Origin of the sequence: Ectobacillus funiculus, from assembly GCF_004138295.1 — a bacterium.
Classification (GTDB): domain Bacteria; phylum Bacillota; class Bacilli; order Bacillales; family Bacillaceae_G; genus Ectobacillus; species Ectobacillus funiculus.
In genome coordinates, this window is record NZ_SCFM01000019.1 from 58847 (window position 1) to 75870 (window position 17024).

Annotated in this window: 16 protein-coding genes and 1 pseudogene; 11 read left to right on the top strand and 6 right to left on the bottom strand. The window is 37.9% G+C overall.

Features of this window, described 5'->3' with window-relative positions:
- Window positions 1-107 precede the first annotated feature (107 nt).
- The 5 genes and pseudogenes from ttdA to EP737_RS14375 form a co-directional block, all read left to right on the top strand.
- A complete protein-coding gene (ttdA, locus tag EP737_RS14355; protein WP_246040262.1) occupies window positions 108-1034 on the top strand; it encodes a L(+)-tartrate dehydratase subunit alpha in 927 nt (308 codons plus the stop codon).
- On the top strand, window positions 1031-1642 hold the full coding sequence (ttdB, locus tag EP737_RS14360) for a L(+)-tartrate dehydratase subunit beta (RefSeq protein ID WP_129728662.1): 612 nt from the start codon (window positions 1031-1033) through the stop codon (window positions 1640-1642). The genes ttdA and ttdB overlap by 4 nt, the downstream gene beginning before the upstream one ends.
- Before the next feature lie 334 nt (window positions 1643-1976).
- The gene (locus tag EP737_RS14365; RefSeq protein ID WP_129728663.1) at window positions 1977-2774 is read left to right on the top strand and encodes a fumarylacetoacetate hydrolase family protein; all 798 of its coding nucleotides are present in this window, start codon (window positions 1977-1979) and stop codon (window positions 2772-2774) included.
- 680 nt (window positions 2775-3454) lie between these two features.
- Window positions 3455-4504, top strand: coding sequence for an NAD(P)/FAD-dependent oxidoreductase (locus EP737_RS14370; protein ID WP_129728664.1), 1050 nt, complete (start codon window positions 3455-3457; stop codon window positions 4502-4504).
- A gap of 13 nt (window positions 4505-4517) precedes the next feature.
- Window positions 4518-4712, top strand: a pseudogene (locus tag EP737_RS14375) (NCS2 family permease); the annotation flags it as partial.
- Between the two features lie 165 nt (window positions 4713-4877).
- Here EP737_RS14375 and EP737_RS14380 read toward each other — a convergent pair.
- The 5 genes from EP737_RS14380 to EP737_RS14400 all read right to left on the bottom strand — a co-directional run bounded on the left by EP737_RS14380 (window position 4878) and on the right by EP737_RS14400 (window position 8476).
- Window positions 4878-5294: a YsnF/AvaK domain-containing protein gene (locus EP737_RS14380; RefSeq protein ID WP_129728665.1), complete on the bottom strand. Its 417-nt coding sequence runs from the start codon at window positions 5292-5294 to the stop codon at window positions 4878-4880.
- A gap of 180 nt (window positions 5295-5474) precedes the next feature.
- Window positions 5475-5921, bottom strand: a complete 447-nt coding sequence (locus tag EP737_RS14385) for a YsnF/AvaK domain-containing protein (RefSeq protein WP_129728666.1) — start codon at window positions 5919-5921, stop codon at window positions 5475-5477.
- 302 nt (window positions 5922-6223) lie between these two features.
- Window positions 6224-6970: an amino acid ABC transporter ATP-binding protein gene (locus EP737_RS14390; protein ID WP_129728667.1), complete on the bottom strand. Its 747-nt coding sequence runs from the start codon at window positions 6968-6970 to the stop codon at window positions 6224-6226.
- A 12-nt stretch (window positions 6971-6982) separates the two neighbouring features.
- Window positions 6983-7669, bottom strand: a complete 687-nt coding sequence (locus tag EP737_RS14395; protein WP_379947663.1) for an amino acid ABC transporter permease — start codon at window positions 7667-7669, stop codon at window positions 6983-6985.
- A gap of 12 nt (window positions 7670-7681) precedes the next feature.
- The gene (locus EP737_RS14400; RefSeq protein ID WP_129728668.1) at window positions 7682-8476 is read right to left on the bottom strand and encodes an amino acid ABC transporter substrate-binding protein; all 795 of its coding nucleotides are present in this window, start codon (window positions 8474-8476) and stop codon (window positions 7682-7684) included.
- A 448-nt stretch (window positions 8477-8924) separates the two neighbouring features.
- Here EP737_RS14400 and EP737_RS14405 point away from each other — a divergent pair, with 448 nt between their 5' ends.
- From EP737_RS14405 to EP737_RS14415, 3 genes are all read left to right on the top strand, one after another.
- Window positions 8925-9221, top strand: coding sequence for a Dabb family protein (locus tag EP737_RS14405; protein WP_129728669.1), 297 nt, complete (start codon window positions 8925-8927; stop codon window positions 9219-9221).
- 298 nt (window positions 9222-9519) lie between these two features.
- Window positions 9520-10773 carry an oligosaccharide flippase family protein gene (locus tag EP737_RS14410; protein WP_129728670.1) on the top strand — a complete coding sequence of 418 codons (1254 nt, stop codon included), beginning with the start codon at window positions 9520-9522 and terminating at the stop codon, window positions 10771-10773.
- A gap of 30 nt (window positions 10774-10803) precedes the next feature.
- Complete coding sequence (locus EP737_RS14415; RefSeq protein ID WP_129728671.1) at window positions 10804-11691, top strand: glycosyltransferase family 2 protein; 888 nt, start codon at window positions 10804-10806, stop codon at window positions 11689-11691.
- 365 nt (window positions 11692-12056) lie between these two features.
- On the opposite strand, the gene EP737_RS14420 is transcribed toward EP737_RS14415, so the two are convergent.
- Window positions 12057-12773 carry a M15 family metallopeptidase gene (locus tag EP737_RS14420; RefSeq protein WP_129728672.1) on the bottom strand — a complete coding sequence of 239 codons (717 nt, stop codon included), beginning with the start codon at window positions 12771-12773 and terminating at the stop codon, window positions 12057-12059.
- A 1200-nt stretch (window positions 12774-13973) separates the two neighbouring features.
- Between EP737_RS14420 and EP737_RS14425 the strand changes: the two genes are divergently transcribed.
- From EP737_RS14425 to EP737_RS14435, 3 genes are read left to right on the top strand one after another with little or no spacing between them, the layout of a single operon-like run.
- Window positions 13974-14756, top strand: coding sequence for a glycosyltransferase family 2 protein (locus EP737_RS14425; RefSeq protein ID WP_129728673.1), 783 nt, complete (start codon window positions 13974-13976; stop codon window positions 14754-14756).
- 54 nt (window positions 14757-14810) lie between these two features.
- Window positions 14811-16154, top strand: a complete 1344-nt coding sequence (locus EP737_RS14430; RefSeq protein WP_129728674.1) for an O-antigen ligase family protein — start codon at window positions 14811-14813, stop codon at window positions 16152-16154.
- Between the two features lie 29 nt (window positions 16155-16183).
- A complete protein-coding gene (locus EP737_RS14435; RefSeq protein ID WP_129728675.1) occupies window positions 16184-17017 on the top strand; it encodes a glycosyltransferase in 834 nt (277 codons plus the stop codon).
- Window positions 17018-17024 lie beyond the last annotated feature (7 nt).

The following is a 17024-nucleotide window of genomic DNA, read 5'->3' on the forward strand; positions in this document are numbered from 1 at the left end:
CGTTAACGTATACATTGAGTAATAATGGACGTACAAGCCATTCACATCATTACTTAACTAACCGATTAAGGAACTAAACTAAAAAATAAATAATAAGGAGAGTTATTATGGAGAAATTGGTGGAAATCAAGAAAATAGAGAAAATACAGCAGATAGAAAAGATGACTGAGCAGATGTCAAAGTTTATATCCCTTGTCAGCTACAAGCTCCCTGACGATGTGGAAAATAAACTGAAAGAGCTGAGTGAAGGGGAAAATAATCCTCTTGCAAAAATCATCTACAAAACCATGTTTGATAACCAGAAGTTGGCTTATGAGTTAAAAAGACCTTCATGTCAGGACACAGGAGTTCTTCAGTTTTTTGTAAAGTGTGGACAGAACTTCCCGTTGATTGGGCAGTTAGATAGCATTTTAAAGAATAGCGTATATAAGTCAACCAAGGAAACCCCTTTGCGACACAATTCTGTAGAGACATTCGATGAGTACAATACAGGAAAGAACATCGGCAACGGTTCACCTAGTATCTTCTGGGAGATTGAAGAAGACAGTGACAAAGTAGAAATCTATACTTATATGGCAGGAGGCGGATGTACCCTTCCTGGAGTGGCAACAGTTCTTATGCCCGGTGAAGGCTATGAAGGTGTGGTAAAGTTTGTACTTGATCGTATGACAAGTTATGGAATCAATGCCTGTCCTCCCCTTTTAGTCGGTGTTGGTGTCGGTACTTCTGTTGAAACAGCAGCCTTAAACTCAAAACTAGCCCTTATGAGACCTGTGGGGAGTCATAACGAAAATGAAAACGCTGCCAAGATGGAAAAGCTTCTTGAGGACGGAATCAACGCTATTGGGCTTGGACCTCAGGGGCTTAAGGGATCTAAATCTGTCATGGGTGTAAATGTTGTGAATACGGCAAGACATCCTTCTACTATTGGAGTTGCAGTGAATACAGGATGCTGGTCCCATCGAAGAGGAAAGATTACCTTTGACAGCAATTTGAACTATGAAATTAGCACTCATGAGGGGGTTACACTATGAGTAAGAAGGTATTAACAACACCGATAAAAGATGAAGATCTTAAAGATATACGAATTGGAGACATCATCTACCTAACCGGCACACTGGTTACTTGCAGGGATGTTGCTCACAGAAGACTCATTGAAGAAAAAATCCCATTACCTGTAGATCTTAAGGGTAAAGCCATTTTCCACGCTGGCCCTATTGTTAGAGATCTTGGAAATGAAAAATACGAGATAGTTTCTATTGGTCCCACAACCAGCATGAGAATGGAAAAGTTTGAAAAGGAATTTATCGAAGAAACAGGTGTTAAACTTATTGTTGGAAAAGGTGGAATGGGGAAGAACACTGAAGAAGGATGCAAGACCCATAAAGCATTGCATCTCGTCTTTCCAGCCGGAAATGCTGTTTATGCGGCAACAAAGGTTGAGCAAATTAGAGAAGTACACTGGAAAGACCTTGGAATGCCCGAATCTCTTTGGGTATGTGAAGTGAATGAGTTCGGTCCTCTTATTGTCTCCATTGATACAGAAGGAAATAACATCTATGAAGAAAATAAGGTGGAGTTCAATAAAAAGAAGGAAGAACAATATGAGTTAATTAGCGAGCAAGTAAAATTCATCAAGTAAGTGCTTCGATAACATCGTATCTTGTAAGTATGATACAAAGGGTGTTTGATGTCTTATTTCATCTAGTGAACATCTTTATGAAATTCTTACCTACTGGTGCATTTGCAATGATAGTTTTTCCAAGGTGAAAAATGAATTTGACGAAGCCCAATTCATAGAACAAAGTCTAGCACTAAAAAGAGATTTTTTAATAGATCAAGACAGAAGTCGCAGTCTTAAGAAAATGATTCAAATATAGATCCGTATTTGGCATATCTTTACTATGGTTCATACGGATCTGTAATTTGTTGGAGGATCTGCGATTATCTAATCTATAGTTGGAGTTGGTGTGGTAATGCCGGTACTACAAAAAACACAAACAATAGTTCGTTATCAGAATTATAACGGTGAAGTATATTACGGAATTGTTGAGGATGACGAAATTTTACAATTGTCTAGTACTTTTACTGAAATTGTAAACAATGAACTAAAATATGATGGTGTAAGAGTTAAATATGGTAATGTGAAAATTTTGGAGCCTGTAGCACCTTCAAAAGTGGTTAATTTTGGATGGACATATGCTGAACACGCAAAAGAGACTGGCGGGAAGGCTAATCTCAAAGAACCGTTTTTGTTTTTAAAACCGGCATCATCCTTGATTCCAAATCAGGGGGAAATCATTCTTCCATCAAGCGATTTAACCAGTCAGGTAGAAATGGAGGGAGAAGTGGCGCTCGTTATTGGGAAGCGCGGCAAAAATATAAAAGAAGAAGAAGCTTTAGATTATGTGTTTGGCTGTACGATATTTAATGATGTGACTGCAAGAGATCTTACAAAAGCTGATCCCCAATTTACGCGCGGCAAGGGCTTTGATACTTTTGGCCCATTGGGTCCGTGTATTGTGAAGGGCATAGATCCAACTAATTTGCGAATTGTTACAACATTAAACGGCAAAGTCGTACAAGAGGGTAATACCAACCAGATGTCACTTTCCATTCCTTTCCTCATTAGTTGGATTTCACAGGTTATGACACTGGAGCCAGGTGATGTGTTAGCTACTGGTTCACCTTCTGGTAGTTGTCCAATGAGGTCAGGCGACTTTGTATCTGTGGAAGTAGAGAATATCGGCAGGTTATGTAATTATGTAAAATAACAGATGTATTTTTTTCTAAACTATCTGTTAATGTTGGTTATTTCTTTATTTTTATTACTCAAATTTGAGGTTAGCCAAATTCCTGGTTAACCTTTTCTATTGTGCTGTATGTAAAAGCCATGATTGCTCGTAATGCAGGACGAATAGCGAGTATAAGGACTTTTAGAATACCATTATCCAATGGGAGAGGGAGGTAACATCGTAAAAAGGATTGATACTGGGGTTGACATCATAACTAAGGATAATGCTAAAGAGAGATTAAATTTCTTAAAAGATGTACTGGAATTAAAAAAGAACTGAGCACAGGGATACCCCCGTACTCAGTTCTTTTTTACACTATAAGGTACAAAATTCCATATGAAGGCCTGATTCAATATAGCAGGACATTTTAGGAATAAAGTATAAGGGCAACTACGCCTCTGTCTTCGCCCAAGAGCAGGGTTCGCCAATCAGCGAGTTTTCTTTACACTTTAAGAAAGCATAAATTTCTAGCTGGAGGACAATTCGACGTAGTGAGAAATTTTAGGAATAAAGTATAAGTGCAACTACGCCTCTGTCTTCGCCCAAGAGCAGGGCTCGCCAATCAGCAAGTTTTCTTTATTTGTGAAAATGAAGGAAAAGATGTATAGTTAATTGATAATGATAATCAATTTTATTTAGTTAATGAGGAGTGAACGGTGATGAATCAGGAAGAGTTATTTGATGTAACTATAATTGGCGGAGGACCAGCAGGATTGTACGCTGCCTTCTACAGTGGACTAAGGGAAATGAAAACGAAGCTTATTGAATACCAGCCAAAGTTAGGCGGGAAAATACATGTATATCCAGAAAAGATGATTTGGGATGTTGGCGGACAAACACCAATTACAGGAGCAAAATTAATTGAGCAGTTGGTAGAGCAAGGGTTAACTTTTAATCCTAATGTGGTGTTAAATGAAAAAGTAGAGTCAATCCAACGTAATGAAGAAGGTATTTTTGTACTGCGTACTGGCTCTGGACAAAAACATTTTTCTAAAACAGTGATTGTTGCTGTTGGGAGCGGAATATTAAAACCACAAAAGCTAGAGATAGAAGGCGCGGAGAGATTTGAGGTGTCTAATTTAAATTACACAGTGAAGTCTTTAAAACATTTTAAAGATAAAACTGTAATCATTTCAGGTGGAGGGAACTCTGCAATAGACTGGGCAAACGAATTAGAGCCTGTTGCAAAAAAGGTGTATATAACGTATAGAAACGATGCTTTAGCAGGTCATGAAGCACAAGTAACGCAGCTTATGAATAGTTCTGTGACGTGTTTCTTTCATACATCGATCACGAAACTAATTGCTTCTGTTAATCACGAGGTCATTGAATGTGTTGAGCTGACAAACCATGAGACAGGAGAGACTTCGTATTTGCCAATTGAAGAAGTGATTATTAACCATGGATATGAACGTGATACGACCTTGCTAGAAAATAGTGAATTACATATTGCAATGGTAGACGGTTATTATATTGAAGGTGATACTAATAGTGCATCTTCAGTGCCGGGCCTATATGCTGCTGGAGATATTCTGAAGCACGAAGGGAAGTTACATTTGATAGCTGGTGCTTTTCAAGATGCAGCGAATGCTGTAAACAAAGCAAAACAATTTATCCAACCAGATGCTAATAAAAATGGAGTGGTTTCTTCACATAACGAAGTCTTTAAAAAGCGTAATCGAGAACTAGTGAAACGGATGATGAAATAATCTAAATCTGTTAGACGAGGCATTTCCTGCCTTTGCAGTTATTCTAACAATGCCTTTGACTTCAAGTATTGCGACAGGGATTGCGATTGGATTTATCACGTATCCAATAATCAAGCTTGTCAGCGGCAAAGGCGAAGAAGTGCGTCCTATTATTTATGTCTTCGGAGCTATTTTTGTAATACAAATGATCTTCTTCCCGGGACATTAATTGCAGGGGGAACATGTCCTACGCATAGGTAGGTTCACAATAGGTGTAAAGCCTTTATAGAACAATCTCTTAAGTTTTTGCTTAGAGATTGTTTTTTTTTGCACTTGTAAGAAAGTATAAATTTTCAGCAGTCAAAAGGTTTCTGTACTTTCGATTACACCCATATTATACATCTGCCTGTCTCTCTATAATGATCGGGCTTCCAGTAGTATTCACATCTAATATTTCCTTTTTTAAGGTCTCATCAATCTGAACAATTTCCTCAAACGTATTTTTGTAAATTGAAATATCTTCTAGAGCCGTCGGCTGCTTAGTGATTTCAATTCGTTCTTCACTAATAGGAATTCGAATAGTCTCTGTATGTTCAGCTTGTTGATCTAAAGATTTTGCATCAAGAATCTTTTTTTCAATTACTAGTTCTTCACGTACTACAGGAACCTCAATCCTTTTTATTTCTGTAACAACCTCTCTACGTACAGTTATTTCCCCTGTTTGTATCCAGGTCTTAGAGATATCTAATTGTTCCTCATGAAGCTGGAGCTTTTGAACCTGATTATCCGAATCTATGCTTTGTTTTGACATATTTATCCCTCCATAGCCTCCTTGGTGTTTCCTATATCAAATTTGTATAGAAGGAGAGTATACTTCTGTAATGATTAGTTTGTCTGAAGTATTGTAACGATACAATCGTTTTCAAAAAGACACCCTGGGTTTTGGGTGTCTTTTCATTCCTTATAGCTAATACTTATAAAAGGAATTAGTTCAATCCTTGATAATGTGAGGGTGGCCATCCGTTTCTATATAGGCTTCTTCCCTTTTTAATGTTTCTTGTACTTGTCTGGTTTCCTCTACATCGCGCTTATAAGCTGATATTTCTTCTGTTACGACAGTGTGCTTTCCTACTTGAATGTGCTCTTCACTTACAGGTATACGAATAACTTCTTCGGAACTAATCGGTGAGTCACTTGGTTCATTATCAACAGGTCTTCTTTCAATAACAACCTCTTCATGGGCTACAGAAACCTCAACTGTTTTTGGCTCTTCTACGATGCCTTTACTGAGGATTACTTCTCCGGCCTGGATACGATTTTTAGAAATATCAAGCTCTTCCTGATGAAGAAGAAGCTTTCCCTCGTTAACGGTATGATCTATTTTATCTATTTCGACTTCATGATCACGCTCTTCTGATAGCCCAGTTAAGTCACTCATAATTTCCCTCCTGTTATTGATGTGATGGTCCTTTCAATAATATATAGTGCTCTGTTAGGATGTACGTTATTCTCTTTGCCTTGCCCAGTTAAGGATGGGAATTAACAGCAGTACAACATGTGTATAAGTTAAACTAAAACGATTAAAAGTTAATATGCCATACTGCACAAGGCAACAAGAGATGAGCTAAGGAGCTGCTTTTACACTGTGGGAAAGTATAAGTTTCCAGACGGAAGACAATTTGCCGAGTTTTCTTTACAAGATAAGAAAGTATAACTTTTCGGGGCCTTGTCCGCTTTTCTTTATCGCATATTCACTTTATTTAAAAATTGTAGGGTTCTTGTGTTTGTTGTGTTTGTAAAGAATTCCTCAGGAGTTCCTTGTTCAATGATCATTCCTTGATCCATGAAAATGATCTGGTCTGCAACCTCGCGGGCAAATCCCATTTCATGTGTAACAACGACCATCGTCATCCCATCCATTGCTAAATCCTTCATCACCCTCAATACTTCTCCGACAAGCTCAGGGTCAAGAGCTGAGGTAGGCTCATCAAACAGCAGAATCTTAGGGTCCATCGCCATAGCGCGTGCAATGCCGACGCGTTGTTGTTGACCGCCTGAAAGCTGATGAGGATACATATTAGCCTTATCTTTTAAACCAACCTTATCTAACAGAGTTAGGGCCTTTTGACGGGCCTCTTCTTTTGAACGTCTAAGCACAATAACTTGTCCTTCCATTACATTTTCTAATGCTGTTAAATGTGGAAAGAGGTTATAGCCTTGAAACACCATTCCAGTTTGTTGCCGGAAAGATGTAATGGTTGTATGCTTGAGCTTTGCTGTTTTGGAAAATTCGATTGATTGCTTATCGAGTGTGATTTTTCCTTGCTCGGGTAACTCTAATAAATTTAGGCAGCGAAGTAATGTTGTTTTTCCAGAGCCAGATGGACCGATAATAACAGCGGTTGTTCCTTTTTCAATAGTGAGATCAATTCCTTTTAATACTTCTAGTCCGTGAAAATGTTTGTGCATTCCTTGAATTGTAATCATACGTGCCCCTCCTTATTTCGCCACACTACGCTCAAATCGATTTTCAAGCAGCGTTTGTAGATAGGAAAGCACCGTGCTAAAAAGTAAATAAATGAATGCGACTTCAATATATAGCCATAATGGTTCATATGTAGCTGCGGCAATTTGCTGCCCTTTCTGGAACAATTCTGTAACTGTAATGGTGGCAGCTAGAGATGTATCCTTCACCAGACTGATAAAGGAGTTTCCTAATGGCGGAATTGAGACACGTATCGCCTGTGGAAGAATAATACGCCGCATTGCCTGCCTTTTTGTCATGCCAATGGAATAGGCAGCTTCCCATTGCCCCTTTGGAATGGATAGAATGGCTGCACGAATAATCTCTGAACTATATGCCCCTTTATTTAAGGTAAACCCTATTACCGCCGCTGAAAATGGATCGAGTGTAATACCAATGCTGGGCAAACCATAAAACAGAATAAAAATCTGTACCAATAAAGGAGTGCCACGGAAAATCCAAACATAAAACTTTGCGATGGCGACAAGCAGCTTAAAGCTTGATAAACGGGCAATCGCAATAAAAAAGGCCAATATAATCCCCAAAACAAAGGTGATTAACGTTAACGGAATTGTAAAATACAAGCCTGCCTTTAAAATAGGGAAAAAGGAATCGCTAAGGATTCCTATAATTCGTTCTGTACGTTCAGTATCTAACATCATTTACTCAAGTCCTTACTTCGATACATCTGTACCGAACCATTTTTCAGAAATCTTTAAGTATGTGCCATCTTTTTTCATATCGGCAAGAGCCTTGTTTACTTTATTCACAAGCTCACCGCTGTCCTTACGGAACAAGAAGGCATTGCTTGTTACATTAGACTCTTCATACACTTTTTTAATAGGTAAATCAGGGCGCTGCTTTTTCAAATCCAGGTAGGAAAGGCTGTCATTAATTGTTGCATCAATACGGCCAGAAGTAATTAAATCGACAGCTTGGTTAAACCCCTCTACTACTGTATTTGTAGCACCATGCTCTTCCGCAATTTTGCGATAGTTACTATCTAATGATTGCCCCACCTTTTTCCCTTTTAAATCATCGAGGGTCTTAATATCATTATTATTTTCCCCAACGATCAATACAGCTTTGGATACAATGTAGGGGTCTGACATATCATATTTTTCTAAGCGCTCTGGACGGACCGCTACTTCATTGGCAACCATATCATAGCGCTTTGCATCAAGGCCGGCAATCATTCCATCCCATTTTGTTTCAACAAACTTCGGTTTAATATTTAAACGCTTGAATACTTCCTGTGCGACTTCAATATCAAATCCTGTTAAGTTTCCAGATGCGTCATGGAATGTAAACGGTGAATACGTGCCTTCTGTGCCAATCGTAATTTCACCTTTGTCTTTAATTTGTTCGTATAGCGTTTTATTGTTCGCTGTGTCTTCCTTTTTTGTACCACAAGCGGTTAGGAAGAGGGTCAAACATACAATGAGAAAAAAAGCTGATGTTTTTTTCATGCTGTAATCTCCTTTACGTATATAGATTGTATTTGAAAATAACCTTTCTCAGAATAGTTTATCGATATAACAAAGTCAATTAGAAGGTCCTGACTTTCCATACAGGATAATTCCTTAGTTTATAAACCTTAGGAGGATTATTTCAACTTCAAAAAGGAAGAAAAAGGACCTCTTTTATATAATTTTCCCACCTTTGATTATAATTATTTAAATGAGAGAAAGAAGAAATGGCTTTTTCCGTTTTAAGGAGTGTATATATTTCTAGCTGAGAGATGATTTAATGCAGTTACACCTCTGTTTTTGCTCAAGAGCTTTTCAATTAGCGGGTTTCTTTGTTGGAGATATGGATACAGTAGGGAAATATTATAGCCTTTCACAAAAGTTGTGATTCGGTTCCATTCAAGTTAGAATACATAAGGAAAGATTGAGATGGAAAAGAGGATAGCAAATGATAGATCATATTATTTTTATTAAATTCGCAGAGACAACAACGAAGGACCAATTGCAGGAAGTTGTAAACCGTTTTAAGGCATTAAGACCTCACCTTACAGGAATTGTTGATATTCAAGCAGGGATTAATTTTGCAGAGAAAAGTAAGGCGGATTATCAAGTGGTACTTTCAGTTCGATTTGAAGATCAAGCAGCACTTGAAGCATATGTTTCCAATTCAGAGCACCAAGCTGTTGCTGCTTATATCCGGGAGGTAGGCCGGGTAGATAGCATTGTTGTGGATATTGAGGTTTAGATTTTTATTCCGTTGAGACCTAACAACCTATTTTGTTAGGTCTTTAACTATTTCTCCACTTAGTGAGAGATCAAGGGGAATTGAAAATATAGTAAAGAATTATTAAGGGTATTGCAGAACATACAAAGGAAACAATTACGCAGCATATAACAGCTGCTGACAAGTTTTGATATACATTAGGATAAAACTTATAATAAAATGATTGAGTGGATTTTGAGGGAATATCAGGTTTATAAGAAGCAGCAATTTGCAGCTGCGGTGTAGGAACATTTAGAAGAGGAGTATATGTGCTGCCATTATGTCTACAAAAAAAAGATTAATTACTAATTTTTTGTCATTAGCCAGTGTACAAGGATTGAATTTTATTCTTCCCTTGCTTACTTTGCCTTATCTTACTACCGTGTTAGGACCGAGCAAGTTTGGTTTGATTAGCTGGGCACAGGCCTTTATTCAATATTTCATTCAGTTTACTGATTATGGTTTCAACCTTGTTGCAACAAAGGATGTATCATTAGCGAGAGAGGATAAGCGAAGACTTTCGGTTATTTTTTCAACAGTTATGCTTGTACGGACGGTATTACTATTAATTAGCTTCCTTGTTCTACTTATTATTGTGTATACAATACCTAAATTTCAAGGTGACAGCCTTGTTTACGTGCTAACCTTTGGGATGGTAATTGGAAATGTGCTGTTCCCAGTATGGTTTTTCCAGGGGATTGAGCATATGAAGATTATTTCCATTTTAAATGTTATATCTAAGCTTGTTTTTACAGTTGGTATCTTTGTGTTTGTGAAGGGGCCGTCGCAGTTTCTATATGTGCCATTGTTGAACTCACTTGGTTATATTGCCATTGGCATTGTGTCCTTATACTTGATTCTGTTTCGTTATAAGGTACAGCTGGTAAAACCATCTAAGGATGACATTATGTATCAGCTCAAGGAAGGCTGGCATATTTTTGTCTCTAATATTGTGACGAGCTTATATACAACTAGTAATGTATTTATTTTAGGATTTTTCGCGAGCAACACGATCGTTGGGTATTATGCGAGTGCGGAGAAAATCGTAAAGGCAATTTCTAGTGTCATTGCACCGCTTATTCAAACTGTGTATCCGTTTCTAAGCCGTGCGCTGCAGGATTCAAGAGAAAGAACGATGTGGATACTGAATCGGATTTTTATTCTTGTTACGGTAACTATGGGGATTCTTTCTCTTTTAGTAGGATTAAGTACAGAGACTCTTGTGCATTTTTTGAGTCCTAAGTATGAGCCAACAATCCCATTGCTGAAAATTTTATCGGTTTTTCCATTGATTCTAGGCTGGGCAAATGTATTTGGAATTTTAACGATGATTAACCTAGATTACAAAAAGGAATTATCACGTATTTATATTGCGGGAAGTATCTTGAGCATTATTCTAATGGTTCTCCTTATCCCAACCTTTAAGGAATATGGAACAGCCTGGAATGCGGTGCTTACAGAAGGATTTGTTACCCTGTTGATGATGATTTTCCTTTGGCGTAAAGGGATTCATATTTGGAAGTGGAGAAGATAAATTCATGTTGTATAGAGAGGGTTTTCGACGATGCTTGGAGATACAGTAGCTTCTATTATGGTTACATATAACCCAGATTCAGATGTAGTAGAAAATGCTAAATCTATTGTGCAATCATGTGCAAAATTGATTATTATCGACAATGGCTCCAACCCGGACTCTAAGGTCTATTTACAGGAGCTTGAGAAGGAACAGAAGACGACGATTATTTGGAATAAAGAGAACGTGGGGCTGGGGCGTGCCTTAAATCAGGGAATTCAGTTTATCCTGAATGCAGAAGAACTGCGTCATGTGAAATGGATTGCGACATTTGATCAGGATAGTACAGTGCAAGCAGATTATTTTGAAAAAATGCTGCAGTCCTATGAAAGCTTTTCTGAGAAGGAAGCGGTGGCGATTCTAGCACCAAGCTGGATCGAGCAAAAGCTAGAGACTGATGGTGCGCTGCATGGGAAGCAAAACCTCGAGCTGCAGGAGCAACGTACTGTTATTACCTCAGGAAGCCTAATGAAGAAGGAGGCATTTCAGAAAATCGGGTTCTTTGAAGAGGATTATTTTATCGATTTTCTAGATCATGAGCTTTGTTTACGAGCTAGAAGCCATGGATATAAAATTTTTATTGTGCCGCAGGTAACGATGCTGCATAATCTAGGGAATACACAAGAGCACGCATTGCTAGGTTCAAGAGTAAAGGCAACCAACCATAACTATATCCGCCGGTATTATATTACCAGGAATAGACTGTATACGTACAAAAAATATTTTCGTACAGAGCAGGAATGGATAAAAGAAGACTTTATCGCAACTGCTAAGGAGTTTATTATCATTTTGTTATTTGAGCAGAATCGATTGAAGAAGCTTGGAAGTATGACAAGAGGTGTTTGGGATGCGCTAAGAGGGAAAAAAGGTGCGCTTTAGGATGAAGGCGGCCCTTAATCTATCCTTATCAGGTGCTGAAATAGAATCGATAAAGAAAACTCGCCGATTGGCGAGCCCTGCTCTTGGGCGAAGACAGAGGTGTAGTTGCACTTATACTGTATTCCTAAAATTTCCGACTACGTCGAATTGACTTCCAGCTGGAAATTTATACTTTCTTACAGTGTAAAATAAAGAATATTCTCCATAGCTAGCAGGTTCAGAAAATGAGACAAAAGGGAAAAATGACCATCACAATTCAGTACATATCTGAATTAGGATGGTCATTACTTTTTGATCTCCAAAAAGAGCAGCGTTTTCTTTATATTTTAACAAGGTATAAATTTTCATTTAGAGGTGAGTTTCCTTTACTTCCAATTTGCAGCTTCCTCTGGTGTTAGAAGCTTATTGTAGTGACCATTACTATCTAAATATGCTTTGCACTCTTCATAATTCTTCAGTCCTGTATCGAATGGGCCGATCAGGAAAACGAGAGATCCATCAGTAGCACGTTTTACATCAAAATTATGTCCGGCTTTAAATAAATAATCATGGATTTCACCAAGTGCAGCTCCCGCGAAACCGCCTGTATAGATATACCGAATCACATTTGTTGCGGTATAAACTATCGTATCATCCCCATTCCACGGTTTAATTTTTTCTCCATCTACTACGTTGTATAACTCAAAATGCGGGTAATCTTTGAATGAGGCCCAATCTCCGCCCCATTTAAAACCACGTGCTTTCATAGCTGCGACAACCTTTTTAAAGTTGCTATTCACATCCCAAATCACGTCAGAGCCATCTGATGTATAAAGGCAAAGGTCCACAGCCACACCAAAGTTATGATTAGACTGTCCACCTCTTGCGTTTGTTACAATGGATCCGCTTGTTGTTCTCCCTTGTGCATACAAAGAGTTTTGTTCCGCAATGGAACGGTATCCTTGTGCGACACAAACATAAATTCCTTGTGCATGCATTTCTGCAATCACCTGTCGTGTTTTTACAGCTGTTTCGCGATTCATTCCCTCTGCATTTAACCTACGATTAGCTCTATCTAGCAGCCATTGTAAGGATAATGCCATTGTGCAATCTCTCCTTTTTCTCCATGATATGTCCATAAACAAGTAACTGTAGCAACTATCTACACATTATTCTGAACATCCCCACGTTGCTACTCACAGCCCATATATCAAAAGGACGTTAGAGCTAAGCCAACCAGTATGAAAAGCACAACGCATGCTGTTCCCCTCCTTTTTTATTACACTGTAAGGAGGCATAAATTTTCAGCTAGGAGTGAATTCGACGTAGCTGAAAATTTTAGGAATACAGTGTAAGTGCAACTACGCCTCTGTCTTCGCCCAAAGGCAGGGCTCGCCAATCGGCAAGTTTTCTTTATTCTTTTCCTTGGATATATATCGATTATTAGTGAATTTGGGTCAATCTGTTGTGCATGCTGAACAAAAGGCGGGTAAACATAGCAAGAAAAAAGAAAGAGCTGTCCATAAATCAGTTACACTGACTTGTAGACAGCCCTTTTCTTTCGTGCTTTAAGAAAATATAAAGTTCCGCTAAGAGTGAACTAGATATAGCAGGAAATTTTAGGGGTAAAGTATAAGTACAACTACGCCTCTGTCTTCGCCTAAGAGCAGGGCTCGCCAATTGGCGGGTTTTCTTTATCTGCACTTGCCAATATGAGAACTTCTATGAAAACGCTACAATCATAATCATTCCCTCCCGTTCGCAGCCCAACAGCAAATCCCCCGTTGGTAATTCGGTGCTTATTCTGTATATTCGATTTTTCTGATAATATAGATCTGGGCGCAGGATAATTTTATAGTATCAAACCTGTATAGGGCATGGAGTACAGAAGATTAATGTACAAATTATAAGTGAACAATGCTATAATGATAATTTGTTGATGTGTAAATAGTTATGCCGGTATCCTATAAGAATCTAGATATTATGATAAATATAGAAAAGCCTATGGATTCACAGAATATGAGAGGAGGCGGCCTATTTTACTGATAGTCATGAAAAGGCATCGATTTTAGCTGAATTACCAAACTTCAATCAGATGGAGAGTTTTCTATGTACTCAGAATTGAATTTCTATACTAAGAGTGTATGAGAAGCTGCGGCCACCTTCATACTTTATATATTATCTTGTGTTAGACCTCACAGAATGTACATTTAAAGCTAGAAAAAGCAATAAGGGTTTATGGTGTACCGGATTACTTTTAGTTCTTCTGATGATCGAGTTTTGGGATAAAGGAGATTGAAAAGATGAGTGCAATGGTTGCTGTTAGCATTGTAACATATAATAGTAAGCATATTTTTAAGGTTCTTGATAATATTAAGCAGCAATTTGGAGAAGATAAGCGCTTTCGTTTTGTTATTTTTGACAATAATTCAGAGGAAGAATATAAACAACGTTTGAAAACATATGAGGATTTTGTAGATATTACCTTCTATCATGAAAATAATGGCTTTGGCTTTGGTCACAACTATAATCTGCTGAGGGCCAATGAGAAGTACTTCCTTGTTTTTAATCCGGATATTATCTTGAGCAGGCAGGACTTGTTAGATATGCTTCAGATTATGGAAAATGACAATTCTGTATCTTTGCTGGTGCCGAAAGTGCTGAACGCAGATAAAACAACTCAGCACTTAGTGAGGGATCGTGTATCTGTATTTGATTATGCCCTGCGCTTTATTCCGTTCAAATTTGTTAAGAAGCTATTTTGGAGGAGACTTCATTCCTACGAATGCCGCAATTTGCCGGATGACAGAAATGTTGATATTCGGATTGGTTCAGGATGCTTCATGCTTGTTAGAGGGAAGGATTTTCAAGCTGTTTCAGGATTCGATGACCGTTATTTTATGTACTTCGAAGATTATGACCTCTGTTTAAAGCTAAAGAAACAAAACAAGAGGATTGTATATACTCCATTTTCTGCGGTGATTCATTATTATGAGAGAGGGGCTCATAAAAATTCGAGGTTATTCAAAATCTTTATGCAATCCATGTATAAGTTCTTTAATAAATGGGGCTGGAGATTGTTTTAAGAAAGGAACAGAACATAATATTTTGTCATATTGCTTGTGGGAGTGAGGATTGCGGTGAATAGGTTTGAAAAATGGCTGTTAACAGTTTTTTTTATTGAGTTATTTATTGGCGGCGGCGGGAGACTCATTGACTTTGGAGTTCTATCCATTCGGCAAGTATTGTTTCTGCTCATATTATGTACATTTGTTTTTAGAATTTTAAAGAACAAACAATTTTTAGATAGAAATGTGAATACATTTTTTGACTTTAATATCACTTCAGTAGCTATCTATATGCTTGTGACCTGGTTTGGGGTCAGCGCTTTAATTGGTCTGATACACGGGCATGCTTTATCCACTATTGCAATGGACTTTTTTCGTGTATCTTTCTTTTTATTATATTTTCCTCTTGCTTATTACATATCAGAGGAACGCTATAGGAAGAGTAAAATTATCAGCATTTTAAAATATTCTTCCCTATTTGTTGCTGTCTTTACGATTTTAATTTCGTTGGCTGGAAAAACGATATTTAACAATAATTTCGATGTATTTTATAATTTTATTAACTCTATTATGAACGATGATTTATTTTTCAGACCAAGCCACAGTGTTTTCTATAAGGGACATTTCTTTGTTTTAATGGGCTTATTGGTTTCGTTAAATGCTGTTTTAAGTAAACAGGGTTCAAAGGTTGATGTAGTAAACATTATCGTTTGTTTGATTTCGATTATCTGGTCAGAGACAAGGGGCTTTTTATTAGCGATTATGTTTGGCATACTATTCATTGTCATGATGGATGTGAAAACATTTACTGATCAGATAAAAGGCTTATGGAAAAAAGCTGTGCATCTGTTAAACTCAAAGTTTATTCTCAAGAAAATTGTGGTTTCCTTATTGATTGTGATAGCTGTTCCGTTTATGTACAAGTACATGACAATTGAGCGCTTTGGTACAGAAACTGTTTCTCAGCAAAAGCCAAAAGCTCCTGCTGAAAAGCCGGAGGAGCCACAAGTTAATGATGTAAGCGTAAATTCACGTCTAGAGTTTATTTCTGCATCTAAGGATCTTGTTTTTAAAAATGTCCCAGCATTTGTAGTCGGTAGCGGCTATGGGACAGAAATTGCCGGAAGAGATTCAGGAATTGAGATGAGCTTTTTAGATATTCTCGTTGAACAAGGGGTAATCGGCTTAGCGCTTTGGCTGTATGTATGCTTTATCATTTTCTATAATTACCACCTCGTTTATAAGGCGCAAGGATCAGTCGAAACAACCGATATATCTTTATTAGCCTGTATAGCAGCGCTAGTGCTGTTAACGAATATTAATCCTTTCATCAACAACCCGTTAGGAATTGGATTTATATTAACTGTATTAGTGCTTTCAAAAAATAAAAGAGATGCTTTGAAAAGAGCCGTCTAATGGATGGCATAAGTTAAGAAGGTAATGATATGAAAACTACAGTTGTAATGGTTGTATATAAACAAAAATTAGAACAATCACGAACATTTCAAACGATACGCCGTACTTTTTTTACAGGGGGACGGCTAAGGGATGAGGTTCATGTGATTATTTATGATAATAGTCCAGAGCCGCAAAGTGTCCCAAGGGAATATGCGGATGCATTCACATACAAGCATGACCCGAGAAACTTAGGCATTGCAGTCGCATATAACTATGCCTGGCAGGCTGCAAAGCAGCATAATAGTGAATGGCTCATCCTGCTCGACCATGATACAGAGCTTACACAGGCTTATGCCGATGCGGTACTTTCTCTAGAAAAGGTTGATAGGGACCAAACCGCGGCTGTTGTCCCGAAGGTTATTTGTAACGAGGTTATGATTTCTCCTGTATTTAGCGATACTTTACAGCCTTTAAAGGCTGTAAGACCCGAAACAGGGATTCAGCAGCGACCGATTATGGCAATCAATTCTGGAGCAGCAGTAAATATGCAATTCTTAAATCAACTTGGTGGTTTTAATGAGGAATTTCCGCTGGATTTTCTGGATCATTGGCTCTTCTATGAAGTGTATGAGCGAGGATACAAAAGCTTTGTACTAGATGTTACATTAGAGCATGAGCTCTCCGTTATGAATTATGATACGGTTTCTCTGCAGCGATATAAAAGTATATTAGGCTCAGAAATACATTTTTATAAAAATTACAAAAAAGGCTTGTTGAAACGATATAAAAGACAGCTGCTGCTGCGAACTGTAAAGCAGCTTGTCTTTGTAAGGAATAAGAGCATTGCGTTTCATACATTACGTCAATTATTGACAGTATAGAAAGGAT